This is a genomic window from Paenibacillus sp. CH40, from assembly GCF_024213605.1.
In the GTDB taxonomy this organism is placed as follows: domain Bacteria; phylum Bacillota; class Bacilli; order Paenibacillales; family Paenibacillaceae; genus Paenibacillus; species Paenibacillus polymyxa_B.
On record NZ_JANAVQ010000005.1, the window covers coordinates 209,673 to 223,716 of the forward strand.

Consider the following 14,044-nt stretch of genomic DNA (forward strand, 5'->3'; position numbering starts at 1 on the left):
GCGCACAAAGAGGCTCCAACGGCGGATGATCGTCGTCTGGAGCTTCTTTGTGTTCGTTACTCGTCAGGTTTGCTGCTTTTGGAAGAAGAATTGTTAGTGTCGTTTAATTCTTGGATAACCTGAATCAGCTCATGAAGTGAGAGATCCAGCTTGTCCAGCTTTTCCTCCATCGTGTGCAGGATGTGCCGCAACAAAATAAAACAAAGTCCAGCCGGAAAGCCTACGTTGGTAACCAGAGAAAGAGCATCATCCATTTGCAATGTATTCCCTCCTTTTTAGCCATATATAAAGGAAGGTAAATTAAAAGAACCATATACAACTGATTGTAAAAATAGTATAATAAATAAGAACAAGTGTTCTGATTTTGGTTGTAAAATAGGTTTGGAAATTACCCTATAGTATGAGGATTAGAAAAAGTCAAATCCAAAGAGAAAGGGTGATTTACAATGGATCAGTATCAGCTAACATTGGTAGAACAATATCGAAAGAAGCTGTACCGCATTGCCTGGAGAATCCAGTATCGTGCTCGGGTACAAACCAATCATGAATTTGTAATGGAAAAGAACGAAGCCGTCAGCGCCCCATCTTTTACAGAATCTTCAAACTCTAATATGTACACATTACAGCTTATCAACTCTCTATCTTCTGAGATCGGAAAAATGATCATCTTTGACCTTTACATACTAGATAAAACCGAAGCACAGATTGCAAAAGAGTTAAAGCTATCCCAACAGGCGGTGAATAAATGGAAAAAGAAAATGCTCAAAGAGTTATTTCGGATGCTGAGTTCGTCCAATTGCTAAAATTAGTACGAAGTGGAGATCAGGAGGCCATGTATAGGATACTTCAATTGTTCGAGGAAGACATTCAAAAGACCAGTCGGTATATCCGTATGTCCCGTGAAGATGCTGTCCAAAGCATTGTGACTGATTTTATAGAAGAACTGCGACAAGAGTTAAAAACAGTTCAATAGAAAAGTGGACAATGGATATAGCCTTGGCTATCCTTATCCGTAGGTTTACTTATTTAACGGAGGGCTTATAAGTTTATGAGTGATAACAGGGCTTCTTTTGAGAAAAGTATGAAGATGTACCCAGTCAACAGTATTCGTTCCAATGTCATCATTCTTGTTTTATTACTGTTAGATCTGTTTCTGGTTATCCCCTTAGTGGGAAATCCATACATTGCCGTTTACGTTTATGTACTGTTGCCACCGATTGTTATGATAAACATTTGGGCTCTAGTACTGGTCATCATGCCACGCAAATTGCAGTTGAATTACATTTTATTCCGTGGTGTATTTGGTTTGATTTGTTCTATGGGCTTCATGATCATGACACAAAAGTTTGCTTATGGCATGTTGGGTCTGGATACTTCATGGTATTTTATAGGTTCCTTTGCCCTTTATGGAGTCGCCTTGTATTCCTTTATAAAATATAATTTGGCGAAATTCAAAGATCCTTCAAAGCATAAGAAGAAACCAAAAGTTAAGGAAAAAAACAAGAGAGCGCCTGTAGTGACGATCACCACATTTACTGGGGCTGGTTATCTGATAGCTAATGTTTCCCTCGGATTTGCTACACAACAATTAGTTGCCACAGTATTGATCAGTGTATACTCCATGCTGGCATTTGTTCTTTTCCATTTTATTATGGATTTACACCGCTACTATTGGCTTCATAAGCTGAGGAATCAGAATCAAACAACCGATTGAACACAAGAATGGGATTACAAAGTATTACCACTATCAAGAAGTTTTGTAATGAATAATAGCCTGCAAACGCCCCATATATGTAGGGGTTCGCAGGCTTTTTAGGTTGTAGATTTATTTAGTCAACATACTTATTGCCGTCAGCATCAATATAGATGGATTGAACAGCTGTGCGACGGTACGGATAACCTGCCTCTGTGGTGCCGCTAATTTCATAGGTTACAGAATAGATGCCGGGCTTGTCCGCTTTGGATAGCTCTATTTGTCCGGTAGGGTTAACGGTTTTTTGCTGTACCGTCAAACCTTTGGAGGCAGAAGTGACTCCTTGCTGCGGATCACCATAATATTGAACTTGGTAGGTAACTTGTGTAACGCTGTCCGGGGAATCCTGTGGTTTCAGGTTTAGCTTCGGGCCCACTGCATTCAGATTGTATTTCAGCTCTGGAACTTGAACAGCCTGGTAACGTGCAATCAGGAGATATGCTCCTTGATCAGGAACTGTGACGTTCAGTTTATAGGTGCCCGGTTTTGGATTTTGAATGACGGCGTTATGATGCCAGGCACCAGCAAAAATATCGTCATCATAGCCTGCTTTCAGATTAATAATTTCACTGGTACCGTCAGGCTTGGTTAGTTCCAGCTTACTCACACGTTTATCGCTGATCCAGTCCAGATCAATGGATTTGACACCATTTTCAACAGTGAGGGTTTCTGAGGCTTTTCCATTATAATCGCCGCCTCGGATAAAGTATGAATTATCGATCTCGTTATAGGTGGATTGTACAGCAGAAGCAGTCAGGGAAGATGCTGAGAGTGTTTCAGTTTCCTGATTCAATGCTGGAGTGTTCGCTTGGAGGTAGGGTTGGATCAGGGAGAAGACGTAAGAACCGGTACGAACCTTGGCATGATCCCAAGATCCGATTTTAACTACACGTCCGCCGGGGAGCTTAGCGTTGTCGACTGTGACCACCCCATCATTTTTACCAAAGGTTGAGAGGTAAAGTCCGCCGAGTATGTAGGAAGCAGTGCCGTCAGACCAGTTATCACCAGCAAACGTGAAGAATGGAATTGTAGTTGCGTTGCTGAGTGCATCGGTCTTGGATCGGAAATACTTCATATAAGATGTTTGTAAAGTGGAGGTGCCGGGATTTTGTGAGCCGACGATGTCTGCCAGCCATCCGGCCCAGCTGCTGTAGGCGAGATCTGCAAGTTGTGAGCCATGATGGGGACTGCTGAGGGTGATGACACGTTGAACATAAGGAGCAGCTCCGTTATATACGAGAGCGGTTTGAGTATCCACTCCACCTTTGCTGTGGGCGATGACAATGAGCTTTTTTCCAAAGTGGTTACTGATGACCTTGATTTTGTCGGCTAAAAGCTTACCATTGTCCCACATATCCTGGGATGTACCATTTGTATCGTACAGATTAATGGTGGCCGTCTGGTATCCGGCGTCACGTGCACGATGAAGCATGTCGTTATTATTTTTGGTCCAGACTTCAGCGCTACTGTTTAAACCATGTACGAATAATAATGCAGGTTTGGCAGGATCAACGCGATTAGGTGGTGGGCCTTCTGCCCAGCTTCCGGCGGGATCTTTTGGGGGTTGGGGGGTAGTGGAGCCTGCAAAAGCGCCGACGGGTACAAGGGTAACTGATAACAAAAAAATGAGCATCAAAACAGTGATCTTTTTCAAACTGAAAATCCTCCTTTGTAAAATAAAGTATTTTTCAAGCTTATTATACATGCCATCTTGTGGTAAATCATCAATTGTATTTCATATTTACATTAAAATTTTATTTTTTTAGTCATTTTTTAGTCAGGATATCCCTATGATTCATAGCGCATGATAATCTCGTCACACATTTTATAATGTATGGAGGATGAGTTCATGCCAGGAACTAAGAAGGTCATCAGTTTTACGATTTCTGCTGCTTTACTCGCCAGTATGGCTGCTTTGACCGGGTGCGGAAATGCCGATCATAACGTTCGTACGAACAGTACACGCTATAACGCGCAAAGCACACATCATATGGATGGTGTGAACCGTAATGGTATGGATGGTGTGAATCGTTATGGGGTTAAGTCCAATGGTATGGACGGGATGTCATTAAATGAAAATGGCAACCGAACCGGACATCCAGTCCGTAATCTGCAAGTCGATCGCAATTTGTCCAAACGTATATCTGAGATGCCGGATGTAAAGTCTGCGACAGTGCTGGTCGGTGAACGACATGCCTATGTAGCCGTTTCCTTGAAAGACCAAGCCAACGGAACAGGTGTCGGTGCTCCAAGTATTGACGGTACTCCAAGTGCTAATAGTATTGGACGTAACGGTAATGTACCGAGTGTGAATGGCGTTAATGGCACTAGAGGAAACCGTACTACGGATACTACGACGCCTGGAATGACAGACAATGGAGTTGCCGGAAATGGAGTTACCGGGAATGGAACACCTGCGCGTCGTGATGACGGTTTATTCGGTACGATGGGTACAGGCTCGTACGGTATGTTGCGTGGCTTGACGGACAACAATCGCGGAGATAACGGAAACACCACAATCGAGGGAGCAAGAACTGCATATGAACCAAGTGATGCAGTCAAGAGCCGTATCGCGAATAAAGTTAAGCAATTTGCACCTTCGATTGAACAGGTACATGTATCCGCTAACCCGGACTTTGTCAAACAAGCCACTGACTTTACACACAGTGTGCAAAATGGTCATCCGATTAGAGGCTTGAGCAATCAAATGGTGGATGTGATTGAACGTGTATTCCCGACCTCGGCGGCTGATACAAACCGTCCAATGGAAAATACAGCACCCACACGTCCACAAAATCATACGCCCGCGCCGATGAATCATCGCTAATTCAAACCCTATAAGTGTGTGCAATGCCAAAGAAAGAGCTATCCATCTCAGCGAATACGCTGGTGGATAGCTCTTTAGTTTTGGGGAATGATAACTATAACTGAATTATTTGCGCAATCCTTTAATCCATACACCTTGCAGCTTTAAGTCTCCATCCAGTAACAGGATATCTGCTTGTTTACCTGCTTCAAGCGAACCTGTACGATCAGCAATGTGCAAGGATCGAGCCGGATTCAGGCTGGCCATTTGTGATGCCGCGGGAATACTCATACCCACATGTTGAACCAAATAGCGGAAGCCTTCAATCATCGTTAGTGTGCTTCCTGCCAAAGTGACCCCATCCTCCAGTCGTGCTACACCGCCCTGCACGATCACCGGCAAATCGCCGAGCGTATATTTCCCGTCTTCCAGACCAGTAGCAGACATGGCATCTGTGATGAGAATGAGATTATGATCCTGCTTTAACCTAGCGAGCAGGGAAATGGCGGCGGGATGCACATGAATGCCGTCCGCGATGATTTCTGCTTCAATGCGCGGATCAGCAAGTACGGCTCCGGCGGCTCCCGGCTTGCGATGATGCAGCGGAGTCATAGCATTAAACGCATGCACCGCATGGTTCAGCCCCGCCGTCGCTGCCTGTTCAACCTCTTCATACGTAGCATCTGTATGACCGAGAGCCGCGGTAATGCCATGGCTGCAAAGCCATGCAATCAGTTCCAGCGCTCCTTCCCGTTCGGGCGCAAGCGTGAGCTGGCGAACAAGGCCTGGAAAGCGCTGCTCCCATTCTGCCACCCATGAGAGATTCGGTGGCACGATATGTTCCGGGTTTTGCGCTCCCGGCCAGTTCGGACTGATGAACGGCCCTTCTAGATGTACGCCCTCCAACTGAGCATAGGGCATAGGTAGTGCCATATAAGCGTGAACTTCACTCAATACTCGGTCAATCTGTTCCTTGGGCGCGGTCATGGTGGTAGCCAGCATGGCCGTCGTTCCTTGTGAACCGTGAAAGGAGGTGATCGTATCCAGCACCTTTGGACTGGAGTCCATAAAGTCCTCACCGTTACCGCCGTGAACATGAATATCAATAAAGCCTGGTAGCAGATAGCCTCCTTCCAGACGCACAATTTTTACCGCTCTCGCTGCACTTTCTTCCTGATTTGCCAAGACTACCGCTGTCCAATCGGCGGGCAAATTTCCCTCGGAACCAGCATAAACAATGGACTGCCCCTCAATGACGACAACCCCTTTTTCAATGATGTCATTTCCAACGACAACTTGCCCGTACAGTAGCTGGGGTACGTTACCACTCATTTCATCTGACTTCAATTGAACCATCCTCCCGCTTTCTGATCCAGTAAAATAAGTACGTTGGGGTGACATTGCAGCAAAGAAGCCGGACACTCAGTCGTGACAGGTCCAGTTAAAGCCTGCTTTATAATGTCGGCCTTATCCGCACCAAAAGCCACCAGTATAATTTGCTTCGCCTTAAGAATCGTGCCTACTCCCATCGTAACTGCTTGCCTGGGTACAGCATCTATTTCGCCAAAAAATCGAGCATTCGCTGAGCGCGTACTTTCTTTCAAATCTACAACATGTGTGGCTCCAGCCAAGCTGTGACCGGGTTCGTTAAAGCCGATATGCCCATTATGACCAATGCCAAGCAACTGCAGATCCACGGGGCCATGATCCAGAATAGCCTGCTCGTGCGCTGCACATTCTGCTGTCAGATCTAGTGCATTCCCGTTAGGAACACGTGTATGGGATATGGGAATGTCGATATGCTGGAACAAGTGCTCATTCATAAAGCTTCGATAGCTCTGCGGATGTTCTGGGGGAAGACCAACATATTCATCAAGATTCACGGAATAGGCGCGTGCAAAACTGACCTGTTCCTTGCGGTACATATCTGCAAGATATTGGTAAATGCCAATCGGCGTACTACCGGTGGCCAGGCCAAGCATGGCCTGTGGTTTGGATAGCAGCAAGCTAGCGATCACAGCGGCGGCAGTAGCGTTCAGGTCTTCACGGCTGTTCAAAATGCGTATGTTCATCTTAGTGACCCCCTGGTTGTTTTTTGAGCTTGCTCACTTGTTGATATGAACCTTCCAATCTTGGAATATATTTGTCAAAATCCGCGCTCACCATACCTGTAAACAGAATATCTATAATATGAAGCTGGGCGATGCGAGAGGCCATATCCCCACGTCGCATTCCTTCCTCCAATGAAGAGGAAAATAGCGCTATATCGGCAAGGCCTGCCAGCGTATTGTTTCCGAAGGAGGTTAGGGATAGTGTCTTGGCCCCCTGTTCCTTTGCACAGCGTAGAGCCGCAATGGTCTCCTGGGTTTCCCCTGAATAAGAGACGGCAAAGGCGACATCTTCCGCTCCGAGCGAGGAGGCAGAGGTGATCTGCATATGGGAATCTGCAAAGGCAGTGCTGTTCTTGCCAATACGGATGAGCTTCTGGTAAAAATCCTGGGCCACAATCGACGATGTCGCCATGCCATAAAGATCAATGCGGCTCGTGGCTGACAGCCATGCAATGGCCTGCTCCAGCTTGTTGAAATCCAGCAGTCGGGTCGTGTCTGCAATGGATGCGGTATGGTTCGCCTGAATAGCCTGCACGATTCGGGAAAGTGAATTTCCGGCGACAATATCCTGATAGGATTCTTCACCATTACGGTTGGAATGAGACAACTCGGCGGCCAGCTTCATTTTGAAATCGGGATAGCCTTTAAAATGTAGTGATTTGCAAAACCGCGTAACGGTCGCCGCACTTACACCACAACGCTCTGACAGCTCCCGAATACCCAGATGCAACACATCTTCCGGGGATTGCAGGATGGATTCCGCCAGCTTGCGCTCCTGTACGGGAAGCTGCTCCAGTCTATGGGCTAATGTATGAAGAATGGGGGACATGAGCTGTGCTCCTTTGGCTGTAGAGTGTTTATGTGAAAATAAGTATCGTATATAAGGAGAATATAAAGAAAAACATTTTCACGTGTATTGTAAAATAATTCTGCTGCTCATGCAAGAGATGTGAGAAGAATTTTTATTAGATTTTGCGAAAAAATAGCCAGCGAAAATTGTAGAAGTTATCATACATTAATTTACATATTGCGAGTTTTACTTACAAAACAACCTATTGACTTGTCTCTTCATTGGAGGAGTATAATTGAATAAAGTTCCAGTGAAGGAATTTTTCTAGGAGCTTTCTTTGCAGAGGGCATCGTTGGGTGGAACGAACAGAATCTCATTCACAAGGAGGAGTTTGCTATGCAAAGCCAAGTGATTGAAATGATCAGCGCGGTTAAGGAAGATCCTGAACTGGTCGCTAAGCTGGATGGACATTCGGACATTATTCATGATGCGGGACTGGATTCGTTGCAGTTGGTTCATTTCATGCTGCAAGTAGAGGATGCGTTTGATGTGGAGATTGATTTTGATTCCTTTGAGCTAGAGCATTTGAGCTCGGTAGATGCGTTTTGCAGCTACATTCAGGGGATCAGCGATGCGGAACAAGCGCCGCATCTGGAGGGAATGGAGACGGTCTGACGTACAGCTAGGTACATGTGCCTGAAAATCCATTAAACGAGGTGTTAGCATGCAGCCCAAAAGCAATGTGCTGATTGATGAGAAAGCGTTCAAGCTCATCAAGCGTAACCTGAAAAACGCTTCTGTATCTTACCGTAACGCCACACAGGACCCTACTTTCAAAACGGACATGCCCCAGACGATCGGCATTAAGCTGACTAACCGCTGCAACCTGAGATGTACACACTGCTTTGAATGGAACGAGGAAGGCTACCATCATCAAATGGATAAAGAAGAACAAAACATGGATCTTGCTCCGGACATGCTCCGGCAAATTTTGAGCGAAACCAAGGAAGCCAAGTCCAGACTGTACATGTGGGGCGGCGAACCGATGTTTCATCGACGTTTTGATGAAATTTTGGACGTGCTGGCGGAAGATCGGCGCGAAATGACCTTTTGTACAAATGGGTTACTTATTGATAAATATTTGGACCGGATTTTGGATTTGTCCGAAAATCTGGAGTTATTAATAGCGATTGAAGGTTTTGAAAGAGAACACGATCTAATTCGCGGTAAAGGCACCTTTCAAAAAACAATGCGGCAAATGGATAAGCTGATTGAACTGCGCGACCAGGGATTGTACAAGGGACGGGTAACTGTCCATGCGGTCATTAACGATAACATGATCGGACGGATGTACGAATTTCTGCAAATGCTGGAGGACAAAAGGCTGGATCTGGTGCTGCTGACGTTCCCCTGGTACATTTCCAAAGAAACCTCCCTCAAAATGGATGAATATTTTACACGTAATTTCTCCTGGCTCCGACAACTTGAAGAAAAAAATATTAGTAGCTGGCATGCTTTCAAATATAAAATCAACCCGGATAACATCGATCCTCTGATGCAGGAACTACAGCGGATCAATGAGCGAGTATGGAACATTCGCGTGCGCTATCAGCCTGGTTTGGATTATGAGGAAATTGATAAATTTATCCATGGCGAGGAAATGGTCAGTCGTTGTTCCAATCATTGTTTGGCGCTCACCTCCAGAACAGATATTTTACCAGACGGGAAGGTCATGCCTTGCAAATTTTTCAGTGAATTCACGATTGGAAGCATGCGTGAGCATAGTCTGAAGGAGATATGGAACTCGGATGCGTATGAGAAAACTCGTCAAAAGATTAATCATGAAGGATTGACTCCGGTGTGCTCCAAATGCAGCGTATTGTATCTGCATGGGGCAGGCTCTCTGAAGTACATTTAGTTTTCTATGGATGTTGTTTGTTACTGGATGGAAGAGAGAGGGATGACAAGACGTGACGACTAAAACTATTAACCTTGTGGAAGCGCTTGCGCATGAACGGGACCATGGAGTCCTGATTTGGCTGTTTAATATCGGCGCAGAGCAAGTGTGGCATCCATCCCCCCGCAAGGGGGGCATGGTAGACCGGGATGAACAGCAAGTCGTAAATCGGATGGAGGAAATGAATCTCCTGCTATGTCGAAGTCAGGATGTCATTGTACTTCGGGAACAGCCGGATGAGGCGTTTCTGGACATGCTTCAACGGTTGGGCTTTAGCCTGCCGCGTATTGAGGTGCCGGAGCCTTCTGATCCGCTAACGCCGATCTCAGAGCTGGTGCTGGCGGATGAGGCGCTTTTGGCACGACTGCGTACGGTTGCAGATGCAGGCCACAGCAGCGGCGGAGCCAAAGCGTGGCTCGTCCCCTATGCGGTCACACCGCAGGAGGAAGCGATCGCGGAGCTTTGCGGGCTGGAGCTGATCGGCGCTCCATCCGCGGTCAGTGCTCAGGTGAATGATAAAATATTCAGCCGCCTGACCGCGCAAAAGCTTGGTTTTGCTGTCAGCGAAGGCGCTGTATGTGCAGACGAATCGGCGATCCGCAGGGAGTGTGCCAGACTGGCTGACTTATCGGATGGACCTGTGAAGCTGATTATCAAGCAGCCACACGGTGCCTCGGGACAAGGCATGTATATGCTGGACGAGCTGTCCAAGCTGGACACGCTGCTGAGTGTGATGAGGCGCTTTGGCGGCTCGTCTCCATCTTCCGGCGGCTGGCTTGTGGAGCGCTGGCACAATAAGCAGATGGATCTGAACTACCAGCTCTGCATTGACGAGGGCGGTGGGGTGACGATGTTTTCGCTAAAAAGACAAAACGTGGATGGCACCGTATATATCGGATCTCAAGTGCCGGCTGAGATTGGCGATGCGCTGGAGGAAGAAGTGAGACGTTGCGCCTACCAGCTGGGTACGTATCTCTATTCCATTGGGTACACAGGAATGGCCTCTATTGACGGTTTTGTTGACGAAGAAGGTTTGCTGGTTCCAGTCATTGAGATTAACGGTAGGTTTACGTTATCTACCTATATTTCATTCCTGTCATCCGTCCTGGGAGAACAGCATAAAACATTATCCCGTTATTACCGCAACGTTACTGCTACACCTCTCACCTACAGCCGCTTGTGCGGGTTGCTCGCAGAGGAGGGCTTGCTCTATACGCCCGAACGTCCAGAAGGGGTGTTTGTGTATACGGCGGGTACATTGTCTGGTATTCCTGTGAAGCGGGGCTATGTGAACCGAATTTTCACACTTATTTTGGCAGACAGCTGGCAGGAAGCTGATGCGTATGCGCACAAATTGGAAGGTATCATTGCTGGATTAGGATGCTCATAAATTGGAGGGAATCAAAAATGAAAACAGATGTATACCATGTAGTACCCTTGCTGGAAAAGATTTTGAAGCTGGCTCCGGGAGAGCTGGAACAGTTGACTCCGGATCAGGATCTGCGAACCTTGGGGCTGAATTCCTTATCCGCTGTGGAATTAATTGTAGAGTTGGAAAATGAGCTTGATATTACGATGGAGGACGACGATCTAGTGCTGGAGCATCTATCTACACTGCAAGGCATTGAGCGTCTGCTGGGCAAATATGCATAAGGGCGCCGAAAAGACAAGGTTGATGCAGGGATCCGATATGGAGACTCGTCATGATTCCGTTGTGGACTATGGTGCAGAAGAAGTGGCAAACGCTCTTCCAGGGAAACATTGTGTATATTCTTCCCTGCGTACCTCATTGCGGAGGTACGGGGTGAACATGGCCGAATCCGAGCTATTCATGCTGTGTGGGAGTATGTGCGCAGAGTATGGTGGAGATTTGAAGCGCTTCGGACCTGAGAAATATCCAGAGCAGCTTCAAGAAATGGCAGCCAGTGGCGGACCTGTTATTCGGGTGGAACCGTGGGTCGCTGGTGTCAGTGATGAAACCGACCTGTTGCGGGTACTCACATCGGGCTACGGTACCATGCTGCATACGTCGAGCACCGCTTTAACCTATCACGATGTATATGTGAAAAATTACCCAAGGGGCCACGTGATTGAGTTGTGCGGGTTGGACTTGCAAGAACGGACAGCACAGGTGAATGATAGCTTCCTGCTCGATTCCTCGGGACATGCCATGACTTATGTGGGCTCAGCTCGGCTCGACGATCTGATGCAGGGCATTATTGAGTATGCATGGCTGGTGGAGCAGCCTGCCCCGCTTTCGCCAAGTGAGATGCATGCTGCGTGTGCTCATCATATTCGACAGTATTTGACTGGACACGAAGCCATCTGGAGAGGCGTACCCACGTCTAATGAGTCGGAAAGCCAAACGGGGAAAGCTGTAACAGGCAAGCAGGTCAAGCGGGGAGATGAAGGGTACCGGGCATTTGTCGGTGACTTCCGTCTGTTGGCAGACATGGAGGATCAGGATTTTCGGACGTACTGTCATGAAATCTATTACAATCTGCGATTGGGCAGTGCCCTTCATTTGACGGATTATACAGCTGATTATTGCCTGCTGCATCAAGCTACGCTGGGGCCACAAACACAGCATGTAATTGAATTGGCACAGGGGCTGTACGCGGATTGGCACAAGCTTAATCTGCATATTTACAAAACAGGGCTTCAACTGCGCAAGCATCGGATGCCTGAAATTACGGAACGAGCTTTGCATTTAATTGAAAGACAGCGGCATATGCTGGAGGAACTGATGATTTTAGCAGAGCAAGCAGCCGAGTAGGCCAAGCATTCGGCCGTATCAGACACAGGTGTCCTGCACAGAGGAAAGAGGAGGGGAATTGATTGCCGTCCATTACATTAAACCAATTGTCGAAAACATTTACGTACTACAAAAAGGAGCCGGGCGTGCGCAAATCGTTACAAAACTTGTTCAGGCGTCAGCAGCTGACCAAAGAGGCTGTACAAAATGTCAGCTTTAGCATTGAGGAAGGCGAAATTGTCGGATTTCTCGGTCCAAATGGAGCGGGCAAAACAACGACGCTCAAAATGCTGTCTGGCATTCTCCATCCCACGGACGGGGAGGCATCAGTACTCGGCTTTACCCCGTGGAAACGACAAAAAGAGTTTAAACGTCAGTTTTCCATTGTAATGGGACAGAAAAACCAGCTCTGGTGGGATTTGCCTGCAAGCGAGTCATTCGAGCTGAACAAGCTTATCTATGAAATCGAGGACAACCGTTATAAAGAGGCGCTGGATGAACTGGTCACTCTGCTTGGGGTGGAGGAACAGCTTCATGTGCAGGTTCGGCGGTTGTCTCTCGGCGAGCGTATGAAAATGGAACTGATCGCCGCGCTGCTGCATCGTCCACGGGTCATTTTGCTGGATGAGCCGACCATCGGACTGGACCTTGTTTCTCAGCGGCGGATTCGAGAGTTTTTCAAAGCCTATAACCGCACACACCGGACGACCATCCTGCTGACAAGCCACTACATGAAGGATATTGAGGATTTGTGCAGTAGATCCATCATTATCAGCGGGGGCAGATTGGTCTATGACGGAGACTTACACAAGGTGAATGAGGTCATCGGTGCCCGTAAATTACTCAAGGTTCGACTGGAGTCCCCTGTATCCAACCTAACGTTGGCGAGCCTCGGCAAACTGCGCTCCAACTCGGAGCTGGAGGCGGTATTTGAACTGGATGCAGAAGATACCTTGGCTTGGTCCAAAAAGATTTTGGACGCACTGCCTGTCGTTGATTTTACGATTGAGGACGTCCCGCTGGAAGAGGGGATAGCCAATTTGTACGATGGGGGCAGGCTGGCCGATGCGAAATAACAAATATGTGAAGGTACTCCAGCTTGGCATGCAAAACGAAATGGAGTATCGGGCTAATTATTGGCTCCAAATGGCGGGATTCATGCTGCCGATCATGACGCAAATTTTTCTCTGGCTAGCTGTATTCGGTTCTTCGGGACAAGCAAGAGTACTGGGCTACTCTCTGCCAGAAATGCTGGTGTATGTGGTCATGGCGGGAGTAACTGGGAAACTGATTGCTACGGGCTTTGAATACGAAATTGCTACAGATATCAAGGAAGGTGGACTGGCAAAATTCATGGTACAGCCTGTGCATTATTTCGCTTACCGTTTTTGCCGGTTTATCGGAGGCAAAGTCATACAGTCCGCGGTCGTGCTGCTGGCGGCTGCTATTTTGCTGTTATGTCTTAGCCTAGAAGGACAAATCAGCTTCGGGCTATCGTACATCTTGCTTTACATATTGGCGTTGCCGGGAGCGCTAGTACTTAATTTTGTGGTCTATTATGCGCTGAGCGGCATAGCCTTTTGGGTGACGGAATCGGCGGGGCTATTTTATACACTGTCGCTTGTCATTTACGTAGCTAGCGGTACCGTGTTTCCGCTGACGATTTTTGGAGATGTTTTGGCCCGTCTGTTCAGTCTGCTACCGTTCAGCTACACCGTATTTTTTCCGGTGAATGCGTTAACGGGCAAGCTGACTTTGCTGGAAGCCGCTAAAGGCATTGGCGTGCAATGGCTCTGGATTGTAGTGCTGGCGGCCGTATCACGCTGGGTGTGGCAAGCCGGGGTCAAACGCTTTGTCTCGGTGGGAGGTTAA

At 47.3% G+C, this 14,044-nt stretch carries 16 protein-coding genes; 11 read left to right on the forward strand and 5 right to left on the reverse strand.

The features are described 5' to 3' along the window. Positions 1 to 56: 56 nt before the first annotated feature. On the reverse strand, positions 57 to 254 hold the full coding sequence (locus tag NLX73_RS16895; protein ID WP_223822138.1) for a YvrJ family protein: 198 nt from the start codon (positions 252 to 254) through the stop codon (positions 57 to 59). 192 nt (positions 255 to 446) lie between these two features. Between NLX73_RS16895 and NLX73_RS16900 the strand changes: the two genes are divergently transcribed. From NLX73_RS16900 to NLX73_RS16910, 3 genes are all read left to right on the forward strand, one after another. Then, entirely contained in the window at positions 447 to 803 is a 357-nt protein-coding gene (locus NLX73_RS16900; protein WP_254326762.1) for a sigma-70 family RNA polymerase sigma factor, read from the forward strand. Then, positions 746 to 973 (forward strand): helix-turn-helix domain-containing protein, encoded by a 228-nt coding sequence (locus NLX73_RS25000; RefSeq protein WP_081112418.1) that lies wholly within the window; start codon positions 746 to 748, stop codon positions 971 to 973. Before NLX73_RS16900 ends, NLX73_RS25000 begins: the two co-directional genes overlap by 58 nt. Before the next feature lie 75 nt (positions 974 to 1,048). Beyond that, positions 1,049 to 1,714, forward strand: a complete 666-nt coding sequence (locus tag NLX73_RS16910; protein ID WP_165179150.1) for a hypothetical protein — start codon at positions 1,049 to 1,051, stop codon at positions 1,712 to 1,714. 115 nt (positions 1,715 to 1,829) lie between these two features. Here NLX73_RS16910 and NLX73_RS16915 read toward each other — a convergent pair whose 3' ends face one another. Further along, complete coding sequence (locus NLX73_RS16915) at positions 1,830 to 3,407, reverse strand: esterase/lipase family protein (protein WP_254326763.1); 1,578 nt, start codon at positions 3,405 to 3,407, stop codon at positions 1,830 to 1,832. A gap of 195 nt (positions 3,408 to 3,602) precedes the next feature. Between NLX73_RS16915 and NLX73_RS16920 the strand changes: the two genes are divergently transcribed. After that, entirely contained in the window at positions 3,603 to 4,580 is a 978-nt protein-coding gene (locus NLX73_RS16920) for a YhcN/YlaJ family sporulation lipoprotein (RefSeq protein ID WP_254326764.1), read from the forward strand. A gap of 105 nt (positions 4,581 to 4,685) precedes the next feature. Here the strand turns inward: NLX73_RS16920 and nagA are convergent, their stop codons facing one another. Genes nagA through NLX73_RS16935 form a run of 3 tightly spaced genes read right to left on the reverse strand, consistent with a single transcriptional unit; the run spans position 4,686 to position 7,499 of the window. Further along, positions 4,686 to 5,906, reverse strand: coding sequence for an N-acetylglucosamine-6-phosphate deacetylase (gene nagA, locus NLX73_RS16925; RefSeq protein ID WP_254326765.1), 1,221 nt, complete (start codon positions 5,904 to 5,906; stop codon positions 4,686 to 4,688). After that, positions 5,903 to 6,631: a glucosamine-6-phosphate deaminase gene (nagB, locus tag NLX73_RS16930; protein WP_254326766.1), complete on the reverse strand. Its 729-nt coding sequence runs from the start codon at positions 6,629 to 6,631 to the stop codon at positions 5,903 to 5,905. Before nagB ends, nagA begins: the two co-directional genes overlap by 4 nt. Before the next feature lies 1 nt (position 6,632). Further along, positions 6,633 to 7,499, reverse strand: coding sequence for a MurR/RpiR family transcriptional regulator (locus NLX73_RS16935; protein WP_254326767.1), 867 nt, complete (start codon positions 7,497 to 7,499; stop codon positions 6,633 to 6,635). Between the two features lie 357 nt (positions 7,500 to 7,856). On the opposite strand from NLX73_RS16935, the gene NLX73_RS16940 reads away from it, so the two are divergent. The 7 genes from NLX73_RS16940 to NLX73_RS16970 all read left to right on the forward strand — a co-directional run bounded on the left by NLX73_RS16940 (position 7,857) and on the right by NLX73_RS16970 (position 14,044). Then, the gene (locus NLX73_RS16940) at positions 7,857 to 8,135 is read left to right on the forward strand and encodes an acyl carrier protein (RefSeq protein ID WP_013311713.1); all 279 of its coding nucleotides are present in this window, start codon (positions 7,857 to 7,859) and stop codon (positions 8,133 to 8,135) included. A 49-nt stretch (positions 8,136 to 8,184) separates the two neighbouring features. Continuing rightward, a complete protein-coding gene (locus tag NLX73_RS16945) occupies positions 8,185 to 9,378 on the forward strand; it encodes a radical SAM/SPASM domain-containing protein (RefSeq protein WP_061828875.1) in 1,194 nt (397 codons plus the stop codon). A 52-nt stretch (positions 9,379 to 9,430) separates the two neighbouring features. After that, complete coding sequence (locus NLX73_RS16950; protein WP_250266565.1) at positions 9,431 to 10,807, forward strand: preATP grasp domain-containing protein; 1,377 nt, start codon at positions 9,431 to 9,433, stop codon at positions 10,805 to 10,807. Between the two features lie 17 nt (positions 10,808 to 10,824). Next, a complete protein-coding gene (locus NLX73_RS16955) occupies positions 10,825 to 11,070 on the forward strand; it encodes an acyl carrier protein (RefSeq protein WP_023990061.1) in 246 nt (81 codons plus the stop codon). 37 nt (positions 11,071 to 11,107) lie between these two features. Then, a complete protein-coding gene (locus tag NLX73_RS16960) occupies positions 11,108 to 12,193 on the forward strand; it encodes a hypothetical protein (RefSeq protein ID WP_254326768.1) in 1,086 nt (361 codons plus the stop codon). Between the two features lie 62 nt (positions 12,194 to 12,255). Next, positions 12,256 to 13,248: an ABC transporter ATP-binding protein gene (locus NLX73_RS16965; RefSeq protein ID WP_254326769.1), complete on the forward strand. Its 993-nt coding sequence runs from the start codon at positions 12,256 to 12,258 to the stop codon at positions 13,246 to 13,248. After that, positions 13,238 to 14,044: an ABC transporter permease gene (locus NLX73_RS16970; RefSeq protein ID WP_061828871.1), complete on the forward strand. Its 807-nt coding sequence runs from the start codon at positions 13,238 to 13,240 to the stop codon at positions 14,042 to 14,044. Before NLX73_RS16965 ends, NLX73_RS16970 begins: the two co-directional genes overlap by 11 nt.

Excerpts from the sequence above, each read along its gene's own strand:
- NLX73_RS16935 (WP_254326767.1), bottom strand. The coding sequence starts at position 7,499 with ATGTCCCCCATTCTTCATACATTAGCCCATAGACTGGAGCAGCTTCCC.
- NLX73_RS16955 (WP_023990061.1), top strand. The coding sequence starts at position 10,825 with ATGAAAACAGATGTATACCATGTAGTACCCTTGCTGGAAAAGATTTTG.
- NLX73_RS16960 (WP_254326768.1), top strand. The coding sequence starts at position 11,108 with ATGGAGACTCGTCATGATTCCGTTGTGGACTATGGTGCAGAAGAAGTG.
- NLX73_RS16900 (WP_254326762.1), top strand. The coding sequence starts at position 447 with ATGGATCAGTATCAGCTAACATTGGTAGAACAATATCGAAAGAAGCTG.
- NLX73_RS16970 (WP_061828871.1), top strand. The coding sequence starts at position 13,238 with ATGCGAAATAACAAATATGTGAAGGTACTCCAGCTTGGCATGCAAAAC.
- NLX73_RS16910 (WP_165179150.1), top strand. The coding sequence starts at position 1,049 with ATGAGTGATAACAGGGCTTCTTTTGAGAAAAGTATGAAGATGTACCCA.
- nagB (WP_254326766.1), bottom strand. The coding sequence starts at position 6,631 with ATGAACATACGCATTTTGAACAGCCGTGAAGACCTGAACGCTACTGCC.
- NLX73_RS16920 (WP_254326764.1), top strand. The coding sequence starts at position 3,603 with ATGCCAGGAACTAAGAAGGTCATCAGTTTTACGATTTCTGCTGCTTTA.
- NLX73_RS16940 (WP_013311713.1), top strand. The coding sequence starts at position 7,857 with ATGCAAAGCCAAGTGATTGAAATGATCAGCGCGGTTAAGGAAGATCCT.
- NLX73_RS25000 (WP_081112418.1), top strand. The coding sequence starts at position 746 with ATGGAAAAAGAAAATGCTCAAAGAGTTATTTCGGATGCTGAGTTCGTC.
- NLX73_RS16895 (WP_223822138.1), bottom strand. The coding sequence starts at position 254 with ATGGATGATGCTCTTTCTCTGGTTACCAACGTAGGCTTTCCGGCTGGA.
- NLX73_RS16945 (WP_061828875.1), top strand. The coding sequence starts at position 8,185 with ATGCAGCCCAAAAGCAATGTGCTGATTGATGAGAAAGCGTTCAAGCTC.